This window comes from Delftia sp. WSY_16 (genome assembly GCF_043104415.1).
Classification (GTDB): Bacteria; Pseudomonadota; Gammaproteobacteria; order Burkholderiales; family Burkholderiaceae_C; genus Comamonas; species Comamonas tsuruhatensis.
The window spans coordinates 411,050-426,708 of record NZ_JBICKS010000003.1; the positions used below are offsets into that span (position 1 = coordinate 411,050).

A 15,659-nucleotide genomic window follows, 5' to 3' on the forward strand; every position below is an offset into this window, starting at 1 on the left:
AGAAAGCACAACGCCCTGCGCTGCAGGGCGTTGTGCATGGAGATGGACAGGATCAGGCAGGCAGGTACTGCGCCGCCAGCGGCATGAAGTCCGCCAGGCCGGCGTCGTGTCCCAGCTCCTCCTGGAGGATGGCCGCCACGCGCGGGGCCACTTCGGCGGCCTTGCGCGCGTCGAGGAACAGCAGGCGGCTGCGGCGCGCCAGCACGTCTTCCACGGTGCGCGCGTATTCGAAGCGCGCGGCAAAGCGCACCATGGCTTCGTTCAGGCCGTCGGCCAGCCATTCGTCGTTGCCCGGCAACGCCTGCACCGCCGAGGCTTCCGTGCCGTAGGAATGCAGGCCCTGGATCTGGTTCATGCGGTGGTGCACGGCGGACTCGGCCGGGGCGCCGGCCAGCGGCAGGCGGGCCGTGACACCACCGGGGCGGTGCGGCAGGCGGCCGATGGCAAAGCATTCGGAGAGCACATCTTCGGCCATGGCGCGGTAGGTGGTCCACTTGCCGCCCGTGACGGTCACCAGGCCGGTGCGGCTGGACATGACGGTGTGCTCGCGGCTGATCTTCTTGGTGTTTTCGCCATCGTCGTCCTGGGGCTTGACCAGCGGGCGCAGGCCCACCCACATGCTGCGCACGTCGGCCAGCGTGGGCTGGCGCGTGAGGTAGCGGCCTGCCTCGGTGAGGATGAAGTCCAGTTCTTCGGGGAAAGGCAGGGGTTCGCGCGCCAGGTCGTTGCGCGGCGTGTCGGTGGTGCCCAGGATGACCTTGCCCAGCCAGGGCACGGCAAAGAGCACGCGGCCATCGGCCGTCTTGGGCACGAGCAGGGCATGGTCGCTGGGCAGGAAGTCGCGGTCCACGACCACGTGCACGCCCTGGCTGGGCGCGACCATGGGCTTGACGGGACGGCCCTGGGCCTCGGCGTCCTGCTGGCGGAACAGGTCCACCCAGGGGCCGGTGGCGTTGACCACGCACTTGGCGCGCAGCGTGAAGCGCTGGCCGGATTCCGAGTCTTCGCAGATCAGGCCGGCGACCTTGCCGCCTTCGTGCAGCAGTTCACGTGCGGGGCAGTAGTTGACCAGCAGCGCGCCCTTGGCAGCGGCCGTGCGGGCCAGCGCCAGCGCCAGGCGGGCATCGTCGAACTGGCCGTCCCAGTATTTGACGCCGCCCTTGAGGCCCTGCTGCCGCACGGTGGGCAGGCACTTCACGGTGCTGGAGCGCGAGAGGAATTCCGTGGCGCCCAGGCCTGCCTTGCCGGCCAGCGCGTCATACATCTTGAGGCCGATGCCGTAGAACGGCGTGTCCAGCAGCTTGTAGGACGGCATGACGAAGGCCAGCGGCTGCGCCAGGTGGGGCGCGTTGTGCAGCAGCGTGGTGCGCTCATGCAGCGCTTCCCGCACCAGGGCGATGTTGCCCTGCGCCAGGTAGCGCACGCCACCATGGACCAGCTTGGTGGCACGCGAGGACGTGCCCTTGGCGAAGTCATGCGACTCCACCAGCACGACCTTGAACCCGCGCGCCGCCGCGTCCAGGGCCACGCCCAGGCCGGTGGCACCGCCGCCGATGATGGCCAGATCGTAGGTTTCAGGCTGGGCCAGGCGTTCCAGCAGGGCGGCGCGGCCGGTGGGCAGAGGGGAAGCAGCGAGGGACATGGATCTTCGACGAAGGAATGTGGGGCAAGTTAACAGGGCGCCATGTAGCCGCCATGTCAGCACCCGGGACGCCACGCCTGCGCCCAATGCGAAGGGGACGGAATCGGGTTTTCCGCTATTTTCGCTCGTTTTTGTATTTTTTTCTTCGCTATCTTTCGTTTCGTGTTTTTTGCAGTCAACGAATTTGGAGATAGGCCGGGAGACCAGCACAGGGCATGTTGTCCAAAGCCGACACGGCCCAACTCAGGGACGCCGAGCAAGAGCCGCCTCGCGGCGAGGGCGTCGTCCCCCTCCCTTGCGAAGCAAGTAGAGAGGGGGAAGGCGCGCAAGCGCCTCAGGGGGTGCTAACGCACCTTGCCGTTTTTCCAGGCATTGAGCAGCGTGTCATACGCAATCGTCTCGCCCTTGGGCTTTTCATTGGCCAGCTTCTTCCACGGCGCCTGCTTGTCGCTGAGCCACTTGGCCGGGTCGCCCTTGGGGTTGAGCTTGGGCGCGCAGTGCGCCATGCCTGCGCGCTGCAGGCGGGCCATGACCTGGTCCATTTCCTCGGCCAGGTTGTCCATGGCGCCCTGGGGCGTCTTCTCGCCGGTGACGGCCTGGGCCACGTTCTTCCACCACAGCTGGGCCAGCTTGGGATAGTCGGGCACGTTGTTGCCGGTGGGCGTCCAGGCCACGCGGGCGGGGCTGCGGTAGAACTCGACCAGGCCGCCGAGCTTGGGCGCCATGTCGGTCATGGCCTTGGAGCGGATGTCGCTTTCGCGGATGGGCGTCAGGCCGACGATGGTCTTCTTGAGGCTGGTGGTCTTGGCGGTGACGAACTGCGCGTAGAGCCAGGCGGCGGCCGTGCGGTTGGCGTCATGGTCCTTGAAGAAGGTCCAGCTGCCCACGTCCTGGTAGCCGTTTTGCATGCCGTCCTTCCAGTACGGCCCGTTGGGGCCGGGCGCCATGCGCCATTTGGGCGTGCCGTCGGCATTGACCACGGGCAGGCCGGGCTTGGTCATGTCGGCCGTGAAGGCGGTGTACCAGAAGATCTGCTGCGCGATATGGCCCTGGGCCGGCACGGGGCCGGACTCGCCGAAGGTCATGCCCATGGCTTCCTTGGGCGCGTACTTCTTCATCCAGTCCACGTACTTGGTGAGCGCGAACACGGCGGCCGGCGAGTTGGTGGCGCCCCCGCGCGAGACCGAGGCGCCCACGGGCGTGCACTTGTCGTCGGCCACGCGGATGCCCCACTCGTCCACGGGCATGCCGTTGGGAATGCCCTTGTCGGCCGCGCCGGCCATGGACAGCCAGGCATCGGTGAAGCGCCAGCCCAGCGAGGGGTCCTTCTTGCCGTAGTCCATGTGGCCGTAGATGGGCTTGCCGTCGATCTGCTTGACGTCGTTGGTGAAGAACTCGGCGATGTCCTCGTAGGCGCTCCAGTTCAGCGGCACGCCCAGCTCGTAGCCGTACTTGGCCTTGAACTTGTCCTTGAGGTCCTTGCGCTCGAAGAGGTCGGCGCGGAACCAGTAGAGGTTGGCGAACTGCTGGTCGGGCAGTTGGTAGAGCTTGCCGTCGGGCGCGGTGGTGAAGCTGGTGCCGATGAAGTCCTTGATGTCCAGGCCCGGATTGGTGAAGTCCTTGCCGGCGCCGGCCATGTAGTCGGTCAGGCTCATGATGCGGCCGTAGCGGTAGTGCGTGCCGATCAGGTCGGAGTCGGAGATCCAGCCGTCATAGATGGACTTGCCCGACTGCATCGAGGTCTGCAGCTTCTCGACCACGTCGCCTTCCTGGATCAGGTCGTGCTTGACGGTGATGCCCGTGATCTCGGTGAAGGCCTTGGCCAGCGTCTTGCTCTCGTACTCGTGCGTGGTGATGGTCTCGGACACCACGGCGATCTCCTTGACGCCCTTGGCCTGCAGCTTCTTGGCCGCCTCGATGAACCACTTCATCTCGGCCATCTGCTGGTCCTTGGACAGCGTGCTGGGCTGGAACTCCGCGTCGATCCACTTCTTGGCTTCCGCCTCTCCGGCCCAGGCCGCCTGCCCCGCCGCCAGCAGGGCCGCCGCGAGGGCGATGGTGTGAAGTCGTTGTTTCATCTGCCGTCTCCTAGATTCTTGCTGTCTCCCCGACATGCACATGCACCAGCGGGCCCCGGGGGAGCTTCGGACCCGGCTGTCGATAAATGGAATGAAGTGATCAGCCTTTGCGCATCACGACGGCCAGCACGAGCATGGACAGCACGAAACTGATCCACACCGAAGGCTCGGCCTCCAGCGAGAACCACTGCGCCATCTTCTCGCCCAGCCCCACCCAGGCCAGATTGACATAGGCCGCCAGCAGCAGCCCGATGAACAGCCGGTCCCCGCGCGTCGTCGCCATCGGCAGCCAGCCCTTGCGCATCACGGTCGGGCTGCGCAACTCCCACAGCGTCATGCCCACCAGCATCAGCACGATGCAACTGAAGAACACCGCCACCGGCAGCGTCCAGGCCATCCAGGAAAACATTGACGAGTCCTTTCAGAAATCCAGCATCAATACAGCAGCTTCTCGAAACCGGCAGAGCCCAGCCCAGGGACACCGAGGAAGGGCCTACGCCGGCCGCGCCGCCCCGCCCCGAGGGTGTCGTCCCCCTCCCCCGCGGAAGCGGGTAGAGAGGGGGAAGCGGCGTAAGCCGCTCAGGGGGTGCCTCACACCCTCCCCATTGCGAACCCCTTGGCGATGTAATGCCGCACGAACCAGATCACGATGGCGCCCGGCACGATGGTCAGCACGCCCGCCGCCGCCAGCGTCGCCCAGTCCATGCCCGAGGCCGAGACGGTGCGCGTCATGGTCGCCACGATGGGCTTGGCGTTCACGCTGGTCAGCGTGCGCGCCAGCAGCAGTTCCACCCAGCTGAACATGAAGCAGAAGAAGGCCGCCACGCCCACGCCGGCCTTGATCAGCGGCAGGAAGATGGTGAGGAAAAAGCGCGGGAAGGAGTAGCCGTCGATATAGGCCGTCTCGTCGATCTCGCGCGGAATGCCGCTCATGAAACCCTCCAGGATCCAGACGGCCAGCGGCACGTTGAACAGCAGGTGGGCCAGGGCCACGGCGATGTGCGTGTCCATCAGGCCCACCGTGGTGTAGAGCTGGAAGAAGGGCAGCAGGAAGACGGCCGGCGGCGTCATGCGGTTGGTCAGCAGCCAGAAGAACACATGCTTGTCGCCCAGGAACTGGTAGCGCGAGAACGCATAGGCCGCCGGCAGCGCCACCGTCAGCGAGATCACGGTGTTGATGGCCACGTAGATCAGGCTGTTGATGTAGCCCGAGTACCAGGAGGCGTCGGTGAAGATGGTTTGGTAGTTGGCCCAGGTGAAATGCTGGGGCCACAGCGAGAAGCTCGACAGGATCTCCTCGTTGGTCTTGAAGCTCATGTTGACCATCCAGTAGATGGGCAGCACGGCGAACAGCAGGTAGGCGACGAGGAACAGCGTGCGCTTGTGGAAACGGCGGTCTTCAGTCATGTCCAGCCTCCCGCAGGGCCACCCCAAGGCAGGCCGAGCCCCCTCGGGGGGCAGTGAACGAAGGGAGCGTGGGGGTCATTCTCTTGCCCCTTCCTTGTCTGCCGTGCCCACGCGCTGCATCCAGTTGTAGAGGATGAAGCACAGCAGCAGGATGATGAGGAAATAGATCAGCGAGAAGGCCGCCGCCGGCCCGAGGTCGAACTGGCCCACGGCCTTTTGCGTCAGGTACTGCGACAGGAAGGTGGTCGCATTGCCGGGCCCGCCGCCCGTGAGCACGAAGGGCTCGGTATAGATCATGAAGCTGTCCATGAAGCGCAGCAGCACGGCGATCATCAGCACGCCGCGCATCTTGGGCAGCTGGATGTAGCGGAACACCGCGAACTTGCTGGCGCCGTCGATGCGCGCGGCCTGGTAGTAGGCGTCGGGAATGGAGCGCAGGCCCGCGTAGCACAGCAGGGCCACCAGCGGCGTCCAGTGCCAGACATCCATGACCAGCACGGTGAGCCAGGCATGGGTGGCATTGCCCGTGTAGTTGTAGTCCACGCCCAGTGCGTTGAGCGCCGCGCCCAGCAGTCCGATATCGGCGCGGCCGTAGATCTGCCAGATGGTGCCGACCACGTTCCACGGAATCAGCAGCGACAGCGAGACCACGACCAGCACCGCCGAGGCCTTCCAGCCCTGGGCCGGCATGGACAGGGCCAGCGCGATGCCCAGCGGAATCTCCACCACCAGCACGGCCAGCGAAAAGCCGATCTGGCGCAGCAGGGCCGAGTGCAGCTCCTCGTCGCGCATGACCTGGGCAAACCATTCCGTGCCCACGAACACGCGCCGGTCCGGACTGATGATGTCCTGCACCGAGTAGTTCACCACCGTCATCAGCGGGATGATGGCCGAGAAGGCCACGCAGATGATGACCGGCAGGATCAGCAGCCAGGCCTTCTGGTTGACGGGCTTGATGGTCTGGCTCATGCCTGCAGCTCCTCGTTGACGTAGTAGCAGGTGTGGGGGCCCTGCAATTGCACCCAGACGGTCTGCCCTGCGGCGGGCAGGAAGGCGTCGGCGCCGCAGCGCAGCTTGAGAAGCCGCTCGCCCAGGCGCGCCACCAGCAGTTGGTGCGTGCCCACGTCCTGCACGCGCTCCACCGTGCAGGCCACGGCGCCAGGCGCGTCGGCCGAGGCCAGTGCCAGGTACTCGGGGCGTATGCCCAGGCTCAGGGGCAGGCCGGGCGCCACGCCGGCCAGTGCGGCGGGCAGGGACAGGTACTGGCCCTCGGCCAGCAGCCGGCCGCCGTCCTGCTGCAGCGGCACGAAGTTCATGCCCGGCGAGCCGATGAAGTGGCCGACGAAGGCGTGGCTGGGCCGCTCGAAAAGCTGGGCGGGCGTGCCCACCTGCACGGCACGGCCACGCGTCATGACCACCACCTGGTCGGCAAAGGTCAAGGCCTCCACCTGGTCGTGCGTCACATAGATCAGCGTGAGCCGCAGCTCGTGGTGGATCTGCTTGAGCTTGCGGCGCAGCTGCCACTTGAGCTGGGGGTCGATCACCGTGAGCGGCTCGTCGAACAGCACGGCCGAGACATCGGGCCGCACCAGGCCCCGGCCCAGCGAGATCTTCTGCTTGGCATCGGCCGACAGGCCCGCCGCGCGCTGGTCGAGCTGGCCGCTCATCTCCAGCATCTCGGCGATCTGGCCCACGCGGGCGCGGATGCGGTCGGCAGGCATGCGGCGGTTCTTCAGCGGAAAGGCCAGGTTCTCGGCCACGGTCATGGTGTCGTAGATCACCGGGAACTGGAACACCTGGGCGATGTTGCGCTCCTGGGGCGTGGCGCGCGTCATGTCGCGGCCGTCGAACAGCACCTTGCCCTGCGAGGGCACCAGCAGGCCCGACATGATGTTGAGCATGGTGGTCTTGCCGCAGCCCGAGGGACCCAGCAGCGCGTAGGCGCCGCCGTCCTCGAAGACCATGCTCAGCGGCAGCAGCGCATAGTCGCTGTCCTGCTGCGGGTTCGGCTTGTAGGAGTGGGCCAGATCGAGTTCTATGCGGGCCATCTCATCGTCCTCCGGGCCGCGCCGGCGCCAGCAGCAGCGCGCCGTCCGCGCCGAACACGTAGGCATGGGCCGGGTCCAGGTGCAGCGTAACCGCGCTGCCCAGATCCAGGTGGTGCACGCCCGTGACCTGGGCCACCAGCTCGCCCCAGGGCGTGGTGGCGTGCACGAAAGTGTCCGACCCCGAGATCTCGGCCAGTTCCACCACGCCTTGCAGCGCCACATCCCCGGGCCGGGCCTGCAGGCGCAGCGCGCTGGCGCGCAGGCCCAGGGTCAGGGGGCCGGCAGCGGCCAGGTCCACCGGCAGCGCCATGGGCAGCCGCGCGCCGCCGGGCAGCTCCAACCCGGTGTCCACGGCCTGCGCGGGCACCAGGTTCATGGGCGGATCGCTGAAGGCCCGCGCCACACGCAGCGAATTGGGTCGGTGGAACACCTCCGCCGTGGGGCCGTACTGCAGCAGCTCCCCCTCGTGCAGCACGGCCGTGTGGCCGCCCAGCAGCAGGGCCTCGCCGGGCTCGGTGGTGGCGTAGACCACGGTGGAGCTGCCGGTGGCGAACAGCTGGGTCAGCTCCTCGCGCAGTTCCTCGCGCAGCTTGTAGTCGAGGTTGACCAGGGGCTCGTCCAGCAGCATCAGCGGAGCGCCCTTGGCCAGCGCCCTCGCCAGGGCCACGCGCTGCTGCTGGCCACCCGACAGCTCGGCCGGATAGCGGTCCAGGAACATCTCGATGTGCAGCCGCTCGGCCAGGGCGCGCACGCGCTGCGCCACGTCGCGATCGCCGCGCAGCTTCAGCGGCGAGGCGATGTTGTCCGCCACCGTGAGCGAGGGATAGTTGATGAACTGCTGGTAGACCATGGCCACGTTGCGCTCGCGCACGGGCATGCCGGTCACATCGACGCCATCGACGCGCACCCGGCCTTCGGTGGGCACGTCCAGGCCGGCCATGATGCGCATCAGGCTGGTCTTGCCGGCCTGCGTGGCGCCCAGCAGCACGGTCACCGCGCGGCTTTCCAGTTCCAGGTGCATGGGGTGCAGCCAGGTCTGGCCACCCACACGCTTGCTGATTCTCTCCAACACCAGTTCCACGACTGCCCTCTTTTGGCGAGGCCGCCACCGGGGCAGCATTTGAACAAGGAGAAAGGCGGGCCTCCAAAGCGCGTTTGAAGGCCCGAACGTCTTCATTTTTGTTCTTTCCGGATCGCAGCCCATCAACACATACCCTAGGTGCTGTTCCTTTTTCTTCGTTTTAAAGTTCCCCAGCCCACGGCTGGCCGCGTCAAATGCGCTATAAACCCGTCGCCCGGCCCGATTGACTGCCCGACCATCCACCCGTCCCCCCGATCGCCCCTCCGATGGATTTGCCGTGAACACCAACCCCCGCCAACTACAGCTGCTGGACGAAGTCCGCAGCCGCCAGTCCACCACGGTGGAGCAGCTGGCCGAGATCCTGGGCGTGACGCTTCAGACCGTGCGCCGCGACATTCAGAAGCTGGCAGATGCCGGGCTGATGGTGCGCTTTCACGGCGGCGTGCGCGTGCCCAGCGCCACGGTCGAGAACCTGGGCCACCCCCAACGCCAGGTGCTGCATGCCGAAGGCAAGTCGCGCATTGCGCGCGCCGTGGCCGAGGCCATTCCCAACGGCTGCTCGCTGATCCTGAACATCGGCACCACCACCGAGGCCGTGGCCCAGGCCCTGCTCAAGCACCGGGGCCTGCGCGTGATCACCAACAACCTCAACGTGGCGGCCATCCTCAGCTCCAACGCCGACTGCGAGGTCATCGTGGCCGGCGGCGTGGTGCGCACGCGCGACCGGGGCATCGTGGGCGAGGCGGCCGTGGATTTCATACGCCAGTTCAAGGTGGACATCGCCCTGATCGGCATCTCGGCCATCGAGCCCGATGGCAGCCTGCGCGACTTCGACATGCGCGAGGTCAAGGTGGCCCAGACCATCATTGCCCAGTCGCGCGAGGTCTGGCTGGCCGCCGACCACAGCAAGTTCCACCGCCAGGCCATGGTGGAGCTGGCACGCCTGGACCAGATCGACCGCCTGTTCACCGATACCGCGCCCCCTGCGCCCTTCGACGCACTGCTTCGCGAAGCCGAGGTGCAATGCGTGGTGGCGCAATAAGTTTTCCGCAGCCGCTGCGCCACCGCCCGCACAGGACACGCGCACCGGCCCTGCTTTTCCTGGATACCGCACCATGACCTATCTGCTTGCCCTGGACCAGGGCACCTCCAGCTCGCGCAGCATCGTCTTCGACACCCAGGGCCGCATCGTGGCCTCTGCCCAACTGGAGCTGCCGCAGATCTATCCCCGCCCCGGCTGGGTGGAGCACGATCCGCGCGAGATCTGGCGCACCCAGCTGGCCACGGCGCGCGAGGCCCTGGCCAAGGCCGGGCTGGCGGCGGCCGACATCCGCGCCCTGGGCATCACCAACCAGCGCGAGACCACCGTGGTCTGGAACCGCGCCACGGGCCAGCCCCTGCACCACGCCATCGTCTGGCAGGACCGCCGCGCCGAGCCGCTGTGCGCCCAGCTGCGCGAGGCCGGCCATGCCGACACCATCCAGCGCAAGACCGGCCTGCTGATCGACGCCTATTTCTCGGGCACCAAGCTGCGCTGGATCCTGGACAACGTCAATGGCGCACGCGCCGCCGCCGAGCGCGGCGAACTGGCCTTCGGCACCGTGGACAGCTGGCTGATCTGGCAGCTCACGGGCGGACGCCGCCATGTGACCGATGTCTCCAACGCCAGCCGCACCATGCTGTTCAACGTCCACACCAACCAGTGGGACGACGATCTGCTGGCGCTGCTGGAGATTCCGCGCGCGCTGATGCCCGAGGTGCTGCCTTCCGCCGCCGATTTCGGCCGCACGGCAGCCGAGGTGCTGGGCGGCGAGATCGCCATCGGCGGTGTGGCCGGCGACCAGCAAAGCGCCCTCTTCGGCCAGGCCTGCTTTTCCGCCGGCATGGCCAAGAACACCTATGGCACGGGCTGCTTCATGCTCATGCACACAGGCGGCGTGTTCCAGACCTCTGCCAACGGCCTGCTGACCACCGCTGCGGCACAGCCCACCGCTACGCCGGCCTATGCGCTGGAAGGCAGCGTCTTCGTGGGCGGCGCCGTGGTCCAGTGGCTGCGCGACGGGCTGCGCGCCATCGAGCACAGCGGCCAGGTGCAGCAACTGGCCGAGAGCGTGCCCGACTCGGGCGGCGTGATGATGGTGCCGGCCTTCACGGGACTGGGCGCCCCCTACTGGAAGCCCGATGCACGCGGCACCATCACGGGCCTGACGCGCGGCACCACCATCGCCCACATTGCGCGGGCCGCGCTGGAATCCATCGCCTTCCAGAGCGCCGCCCTGCTGCTGGCCATGAGCCGCGATGCGGTCGCCAGCGGCGGCGCGCCGGTCAGCGAATTGCGCGTGGACGGCGGCGCCTGCGTCAACAACCTGCTCATGCAGTTCCAGGCCGACCTGCTGGGCATTCCCGTCGTGCGCCCGGCCTGCGTGGAGACCACGGCCCTGGGCGCGGCCTACCTGGCGGGCCTGTCCTCGGGCGTGTACCAGAGCACCGAGGAACTGTCGGCGCTGTGGAAGGCCGAGCGCCGCTTCGTGCCCACGCTGGACAAGCACCGCGCCGACGAGCTGATGGCGCGCTGGGAGCATGCGGTGGCCCAGACCGCGCTGGCGGCCTGAGGCTGACTGTCTTGCGCCGGCTTGCCAGCCTGGTTGCTTGCGGCCTGTGGCTGGCAGGCTGTGCCGCGCCACCGCAGGCGCTGCCGGTCCCGCAGCCCACCGCCTGCGCACGCCTGCAATGGCTGGGCAGCACCACCCTTGCGCGGGACGAGCCCATCGACGGCGCCATCACAGGCGGCATCTCGGGCCTGGACTACGACGCGCAGCGCGGCGACTACATGGCCATCAGCGATGACCGCTCGGCACGCGGGCCCGCGCGCTGGATGCGGCTGCGCGTGGAGCAGGTTCCTGCCGGGCAGCGCGCCGGCTCCAATCCCTGGCAGGCGCGGATCACCGAGCTGCACCCGCTGCGCGATGCCCAGGGCCAGCGGCTGCTCCCGCGCCATGCCGCGCCCGCCACCCAGCCCGTGCCCGACCCCGAAGCCATCCGCCTGCTGCCGGACGGCGGCCTGCTGTGGACCGATGAAGGCGACCCGGGCCGGGGCTTTGGCACCTCGCTGGTGAGGACCGACGCCACGGGCCGCCAGATCGCGCGGTGGTTCTACGCATTCAAGGACAAGGACGGCAGGCCGGGCCTGCGCTCGAACTTCGGCTTCGAGGGGCTGGCCGTCACGCCGGACGGACAGCAGGCCTGGCTGGCCCTGGAGGCGCCGCTGCGCCAGGACGGCCCGCGCGCCAGCGCCGCCACGGCGGGCGCGCCCGTGCGCATCAGCCTGGTCAGCCTGGACGACGGCCGGCTGCTGCGCCAGATCGCCTACCAGCCCGATGCCGTGCCGGCCGCCAGCTGGGCCCTGCCCCAGCGCGAGGTCAACGGCATCAGCGAAATCCTGCCGGACGGTCCCGACCATCTGCTGGTACTGGAGCGCTCCTACAGCCCGGGCCACGGCTTTGGCGCGCGGCTGTACCGCATCGGCCTGCAAGCGCCCGATACGCTGGCCATGGACAGCTTCATGCGCAACCCGCCGCAGGTGGCAGCCAAGCAGCTGATTGCGGACCTGTCCACGGTTCAGCGCGGGCGGCTGGACAACATGGAGGCCATGTCCTGGGGCCCGCCGCTGCCCGATGGCACGCGCGTGCTGGTGTTCGCCAGCGACGACAACTTCAACCCGGCGCAGGCCAACCAGATCCTGGTCACCGCCTACCGGCCCTCGACGCCCTGCGCCCCCTGAAGGCGCTTCAGGGCGTGGCCTGCACCTGCTCCTGCGGCAGGTAGATGCGCGTCAGACCGCGCGCAATCGCCTCCACGATCTGCTCGCGCCGCAGGCCGATGTGCTCGGCCATCAGGCGTTCGCTGGCCTGGGCGTCGCGGTCGCTCAAGGCCTGCAGGATTTCCAGGTGCTCTTGCTGGGTGGAGGCGCGCCCCACGTTCTCCATGTCGATCCACCGGATGAAGCGGATGCGCTCGTTCAGGCTCGCCAGCATGCGCCGCAGCTCGGCATTGCCGGCCATGTCGGCAATGCGCAGATGGAATCCCTCGTCCAGGTCCACCAACTGCCGCACCGGCGTATCGGAGGCCACGCGCTGGCTCTGCTCCAGATAGGCCCGCGCCTCGTCGATCTGGGCATCGGTGGCGCGCTCCACGGCCAAGCGCACGCATTCGCGCTCCACGGCCACGCGGGCCTCGTACAGGTCCAGTGACTCCTTCACGTCCAGCTCGCGCCGCATGTAGCCGCGGCTGGCGGGCAGCAGAAAACCGTCGGCCACCAGCCGCGTCAGTGCCTCGCGCACGGGCGTGCGGCTCACGCCCAGGCGCAGCGCCAGTTCGCTCTCGCTCAGGCGCTCGCCCGGTTTGAACTCGTAGGAAATGGCCATGTCACGCAGCGTGCTGTAGACGCTGGAGCCCCGTTCGTGGCGGATGTTGGAGATTTTCATGGCGCCATTGTGCCCTCTGGCGCTTTGGATACTTTTAAGTATACTGAAATGGATTCTTAAAAACCCCTCAGCCAACCTGCCCGGAGACTCCCGACATGACCACCGCTTTCAATGGCGCCGACGCCATGGTCCGCATGCTTCAGCTCAACGGCGTCAAGCACATCTTCGGCCTGTGCGGCGACACCAGCCTGCCCTTCTACGACGCCATGGCGCGGCTGGACCACGGCATGGACCACATCCTCACGCGGGACGAGCGCAGCGCCGGCTACATGGCCGACGCCTATGCGCGCGTCACCGGCAAGGTGGGCGTGTGCGAAGGCCCCAGCGGCGGCGGCGCCACCTACCTGCTGCCCGGCCTGGCCGAGGCCAACGAATCCTCGGTGCCCGTGCTGGGCATCACCTCGGACGTCTCCGTGGGCGCACGCGGCAAGTTCCCGCTGACCGAACTGGACCAGCAGGCGCTGTACAGGCCGCTGACCAAGTGGAATACCACCATCGACCGCGTGGACCAGATTCCGCATGCCGTGCGCAGCGCCTTTCGCGCCATGACCACGGGCCGGCCGGGCGCCACCCATATCTGCCTGCCCTATGACGTGCAAAAGCACGCGCTGGATCCGGCCGATGTCTGGGCCCAGCCCGGCCATGACCGCTATCCCGCCTACCGGTCCGCGCCCGATCCGGCGGCCGTGGCCGAGGCAGCCGACCGCCTGGTGGCGGCACGCTCCCCCGTGCTGATCTGCGGCGGCGGCGTGCTCATCGCGGGCGCCGGCGCCGCGCTGGATGCGCTGGCCACCCTGCTCAACGCGCCCGTGTGCTCCAGCGTCAGCGGCCAGGGCAGTCTTGCCGGCAGCCATCCGCTCAATGCCGGCGTGGTGGGCACCAATGGCGGCGTCGAGGCCACGCGCGCCGTGGTGGCGCAGGCCGATCTGGTGATGTTCATCGGCGCACGCGCCGGCTCCACCACCACCGAGCACTGGCAGATGCCCTCGCGCAAGGTGACCATCGTCCATCTGGACGTGGACGCCATGACCATAGGCACCAACTACCGCACCGACGTGGCCCTGGTGGGCGACGCCCTGCTGGGCCTGCAGGCGCTGCACGCAGCCGTGCAGCAGCGCATCGCCCGCCGCCCCGCCGATGCCGCGGACGGCGCCGCGCTGGCGGCCACCGCGCGCGCCGCCAAGCTGGCCTTCTTCGCGCCGCTGGCCGCCTCGCTGGAGCGCCCCATCAAGCCCGAGCGCGTGGTGGACACGCTCAACCGCCTGCTGCCCGCGCGCGCCATCGTGGTGGCCGACCCCGGCACGCCCTGCCCCTACTTCACGGCCTATTTCGACGCGCCCCAGGCCGGCCGGCACTTCATCACCAACCGCGCGCACGGGGCGCTGGGCTTTGCCATGTCCGCCGGCTTTGGCGCAGCCATCGGCCAGCCCGATTCCGTGGTGGTCGCGGTCATGGGCGACGGCAGTTTCGGCTTCACCTGCGGCGAGCTGGAAACCATCGTGCGCCGCAACGTGCCGCTGAAGATGATCGTGTTCTCCAACAGCGTGTTCGGCTGGATCAAGGCCAGCCAGAAGTCCGGCTACGATGAACGCTACTTCTCCGTCGACTTCAACCGCACCCACCATGCCCGCGTGGCCGAGGCCTTCGGCGTCAAGGCATGGCGCGTGGAGGACCCGGCAGACCTCGAAGCCGCGCTCAAGGCTGCGCTGATGCACGACGGCCCGGCGCTGGTGGATGTGATCTCGCAAGAGCTCCAGGACACGGCCGTGCCGGTGAGCCAATGGATGGGTTGACGCCAGGCCCCACGCACAGACCCCCTCTCCCCTCTGCCCGTCAATGCGCTTGAAAAGGAGTTTCCATGCCCTGCCGCCCTTCACGCAGCCCTTCACGCAGCCCTTCACGCAGCCCTTCACGCCACCTCTACCGCCGCCAGCTGCTGCTGGCCATGGCCGCCGCATCCCTGCTGGGGCCGGCGGGCACGGCGTTCGCGCAGGGTGCCGCCCCGCTCAAGCTGGTCATCACCTTCCCGCCAGGGGGCAGCACCGACATCGCCGCGCGCATACTGCAGCCGCGCCTGGGCGAGGTGGCCGGGCGGTCGGTCATCGTCGAGAACCGCCCCGGCGCCGCCAGCCAGATCGCCACCCAGTACGTGGCCAAGTCAGCCCCGGACGGCAACACCCTGCTGTTCAGCTTCGACACCCATGCCATCAATCCCATCGCCAAGTCCCGGCTGCCCTACGACACCTTCAAGGACTTCACGGGCGTGTCGCTGGCGCTTCGCTTTCCGCTGGTGATCGGCGCCTCGGCCTCGGTGCCCGCCAAGGACCTGGCCGGCTTCCTGGAGATGGCGCGCCGCAACCCGGGCAAATACAGCTACGCATCGACCGGCCTGGGGTCCATGAACCACCTGGTGATGGAAGACATCAAGCGCCGCTCGGGCACCTACGTGCTGCACGTGCCCTACGGCGGCGGCGGCCCGGCCGTGCAGGCCGTGCTCGGCAATGTGTCCGACCTCACGCTGCTCAGCTACGCGGCGCTGCGCGGCCAGATTTCGGCGGGCAAGATCAAGCCGCTGGCGGTGACTGGCCTCAAGCGCCTGCCCGAGCTGCCCGACGTGCCCACCGTGGCCGAATCGGGCTTTGCGGGCTTCGAGGCCTATTCGTGGATCGGCGTCTTCGCGCCTTCCGCCACGCCGGCCGCCACGGTGCACAAGCTCACCGAAGACTTCCAGGCCACGCTGAACACGCCCGACATCCGCAGCAAGCTCATGCAGTCGGGCTTCGAAGTCATGGCCACGGACGGACCCGCCCTCGACCGCTGGGTGCGCCAGGAATATGAGCGCTGGGGCCGCTTCGTGCGGGACAACAAGATCCAGCTCGAAGACTGAGAATCCGGACGGCACCCCCTTACAACACAGGA

At 68.1% G+C, this 15,659-nt stretch carries 13 protein-coding genes; 5 read left to right on the forward strand and 8 right to left on the reverse strand.

What is annotated here, in order from left to right; translation table 11 throughout:
- Positions 1 to 52: 52 nt before the first annotated feature.
- The 7 genes from ACF8O7_RS02675 to ACF8O7_RS02705 all read right to left on the reverse strand — a co-directional run bounded on the left by ACF8O7_RS02675 (position 53) and on the right by ACF8O7_RS02705 (position 8,256).
- A complete protein-coding gene (locus ACF8O7_RS02675; protein WP_016449171.1) occupies positions 53 to 1,642 on the reverse strand; it encodes a glycerol-3-phosphate dehydrogenase/oxidase in 1,590 nt (529 codons plus the stop codon).
- Positions 1,643 to 1,986: 344 nt separating this feature from the next.
- Positions 1,987 to 3,720, reverse strand: coding sequence for an ABC transporter substrate-binding protein (locus ACF8O7_RS02680; RefSeq protein ID WP_126311186.1), 1,734 nt, complete (start codon positions 3,718 to 3,720; stop codon positions 1,987 to 1,989).
- Between the two features lie 100 nt (positions 3,721 to 3,820).
- On the reverse strand, positions 3,821 to 4,129 hold the full coding sequence (locus ACF8O7_RS02685) for a DUF2160 domain-containing protein (RefSeq protein ID WP_016449169.1): 309 nt from the start codon (positions 4,127 to 4,129) through the stop codon (positions 3,821 to 3,823).
- 182 nt (positions 4,130 to 4,311) lie between these two features.
- Entirely contained in the window at positions 4,312 to 5,127 is an 816-nt protein-coding gene (locus tag ACF8O7_RS02690; RefSeq protein ID WP_013804448.1) for a carbohydrate ABC transporter permease, read from the reverse strand.
- Positions 5,128 to 5,202: 75 nt separating this feature from the next.
- Positions 5,203 to 6,096, reverse strand: a complete 894-nt coding sequence (locus ACF8O7_RS02695; RefSeq protein ID WP_212645155.1) for a carbohydrate ABC transporter permease — start codon at positions 6,094 to 6,096, stop codon at positions 5,203 to 5,205.
- Entirely contained in the window at positions 6,093 to 7,175 is a 1,083-nt protein-coding gene (locus tag ACF8O7_RS02700; RefSeq protein ID WP_252653414.1) for an ABC transporter ATP-binding protein, read from the reverse strand. Before ACF8O7_RS02700 ends, ACF8O7_RS02695 begins: the two co-directional genes overlap by 4 nt.
- Position 7,176: 1 nt before the next feature.
- Positions 7,177 to 8,256: an ABC transporter ATP-binding protein gene (locus ACF8O7_RS02705; protein WP_310036520.1), complete on the reverse strand. Its 1,080-nt coding sequence runs from the start codon at positions 8,254 to 8,256 to the stop codon at positions 7,177 to 7,179.
- A gap of 277 nt (positions 8,257 to 8,533) precedes the next feature.
- Here ACF8O7_RS02705 and ACF8O7_RS02710 point away from each other — a divergent pair, with 277 nt between their 5' ends.
- The 3 genes from ACF8O7_RS02710 (at position 8,534) to ACF8O7_RS02720 (ending at position 12,037) form a co-directional block, all read left to right on the forward strand.
- Complete coding sequence (locus tag ACF8O7_RS02710) at positions 8,534 to 9,298, forward strand: DeoR/GlpR family DNA-binding transcription regulator (protein WP_016452008.1); 765 nt, start codon at positions 8,534 to 8,536, stop codon at positions 9,296 to 9,298.
- Positions 9,299 to 9,371: 73 nt separating this feature from the next.
- Positions 9,372 to 10,868 carry a glycerol kinase GlpK gene (glpK, locus tag ACF8O7_RS02715; protein WP_392442187.1) on the forward strand — a complete coding sequence of 499 codons (1,497 nt, stop codon included), beginning with the start codon at positions 9,372 to 9,374 and terminating at the stop codon, positions 10,866 to 10,868.
- Positions 10,869 to 10,879: 11 nt separating this feature from the next.
- The gene (locus ACF8O7_RS02720) at positions 10,880 to 12,037 is read left to right on the forward strand and encodes an esterase-like activity of phytase family protein (RefSeq protein WP_392442190.1); all 1,158 of its coding nucleotides are present in this window, start codon (positions 10,880 to 10,882) and stop codon (positions 12,035 to 12,037) included.
- A gap of 7 nt (positions 12,038 to 12,044) precedes the next feature.
- Here ACF8O7_RS02720 and ACF8O7_RS02725 read toward each other — a convergent pair whose 3' ends face one another.
- Complete coding sequence (locus ACF8O7_RS02725; protein WP_392442192.1) at positions 12,045 to 12,740, reverse strand: GntR family transcriptional regulator; 696 nt, start codon at positions 12,738 to 12,740, stop codon at positions 12,045 to 12,047.
- 95 nt (positions 12,741 to 12,835) lie between these two features.
- On the opposite strand from ACF8O7_RS02725, the gene ACF8O7_RS02730 reads away from it, so the two are divergent.
- Both ACF8O7_RS02730 and ACF8O7_RS02735 read left to right on the forward strand, forming a co-directional pair.
- On the forward strand, positions 12,836 to 14,533 hold the full coding sequence (locus ACF8O7_RS02730; protein ID WP_016449161.1) for a thiamine pyrophosphate-binding protein: 1,698 nt from the start codon (positions 12,836 to 12,838) through the stop codon (positions 14,531 to 14,533).
- A 65-nt stretch (positions 14,534 to 14,598) separates the two neighbouring features.
- Positions 14,599 to 15,627, forward strand: coding sequence for a tripartite tricarboxylate transporter substrate binding protein (locus tag ACF8O7_RS02735; RefSeq protein ID WP_392442194.1), 1,029 nt, complete (start codon positions 14,599 to 14,601; stop codon positions 15,625 to 15,627).
- Positions 15,628 to 15,659 lie beyond the last annotated feature (32 nt).

Excerpts from the sequence above, each read along its gene's own strand:
- ACF8O7_RS02675 (WP_016449171.1), bottom strand. The coding sequence starts at position 1,642 with ATGTCCCTCGCTGCTTCCCCTCTGCCCACCGGCCGCGCCGCCCTGCTG.
- ACF8O7_RS02680 (WP_126311186.1), bottom strand. The coding sequence starts at position 3,720 with ATGAAACAACGACTTCACACCATCGCCCTCGCGGCGGCCCTGCTGGCG.
- ACF8O7_RS02685 (WP_016449169.1), bottom strand. The coding sequence starts at position 4,129 with ATGTTTTCCTGGATGGCCTGGACGCTGCCGGTGGCGGTGTTCTTCAGT.
- ACF8O7_RS02690 (WP_013804448.1), bottom strand. The coding sequence starts at position 5,127 with ATGACTGAAGACCGCCGTTTCCACAAGCGCACGCTGTTCCTCGTCGCC.
- ACF8O7_RS02695 (WP_212645155.1), bottom strand. The coding sequence starts at position 6,096 with ATGAGCCAGACCATCAAGCCCGTCAACCAGAAGGCCTGGCTGCTGATC.
- ACF8O7_RS02700 (WP_252653414.1), bottom strand. The coding sequence starts at position 7,175 with ATGGCCCGCATAGAACTCGATCTGGCCCACTCCTACAAGCCGAACCCG.
- glpK (WP_392442187.1), top strand. The coding sequence starts at position 9,372 with ATGACCTATCTGCTTGCCCTGGACCAGGGCACCTCCAGCTCGCGCAGC.
- ACF8O7_RS02725 (WP_392442192.1), bottom strand. The coding sequence starts at position 12,740 with ATGAAAATCTCCAACATCCGCCACGAACGGGGCTCCAGCGTCTACAGC.
- ACF8O7_RS02730 (WP_016449161.1), top strand. The coding sequence starts at position 12,836 with ATGACCACCGCTTTCAATGGCGCCGACGCCATGGTCCGCATGCTTCAG.
- ACF8O7_RS02735 (WP_392442194.1), top strand. The coding sequence starts at position 14,599 with ATGCCCTGCCGCCCTTCACGCAGCCCTTCACGCAGCCCTTCACGCAGC.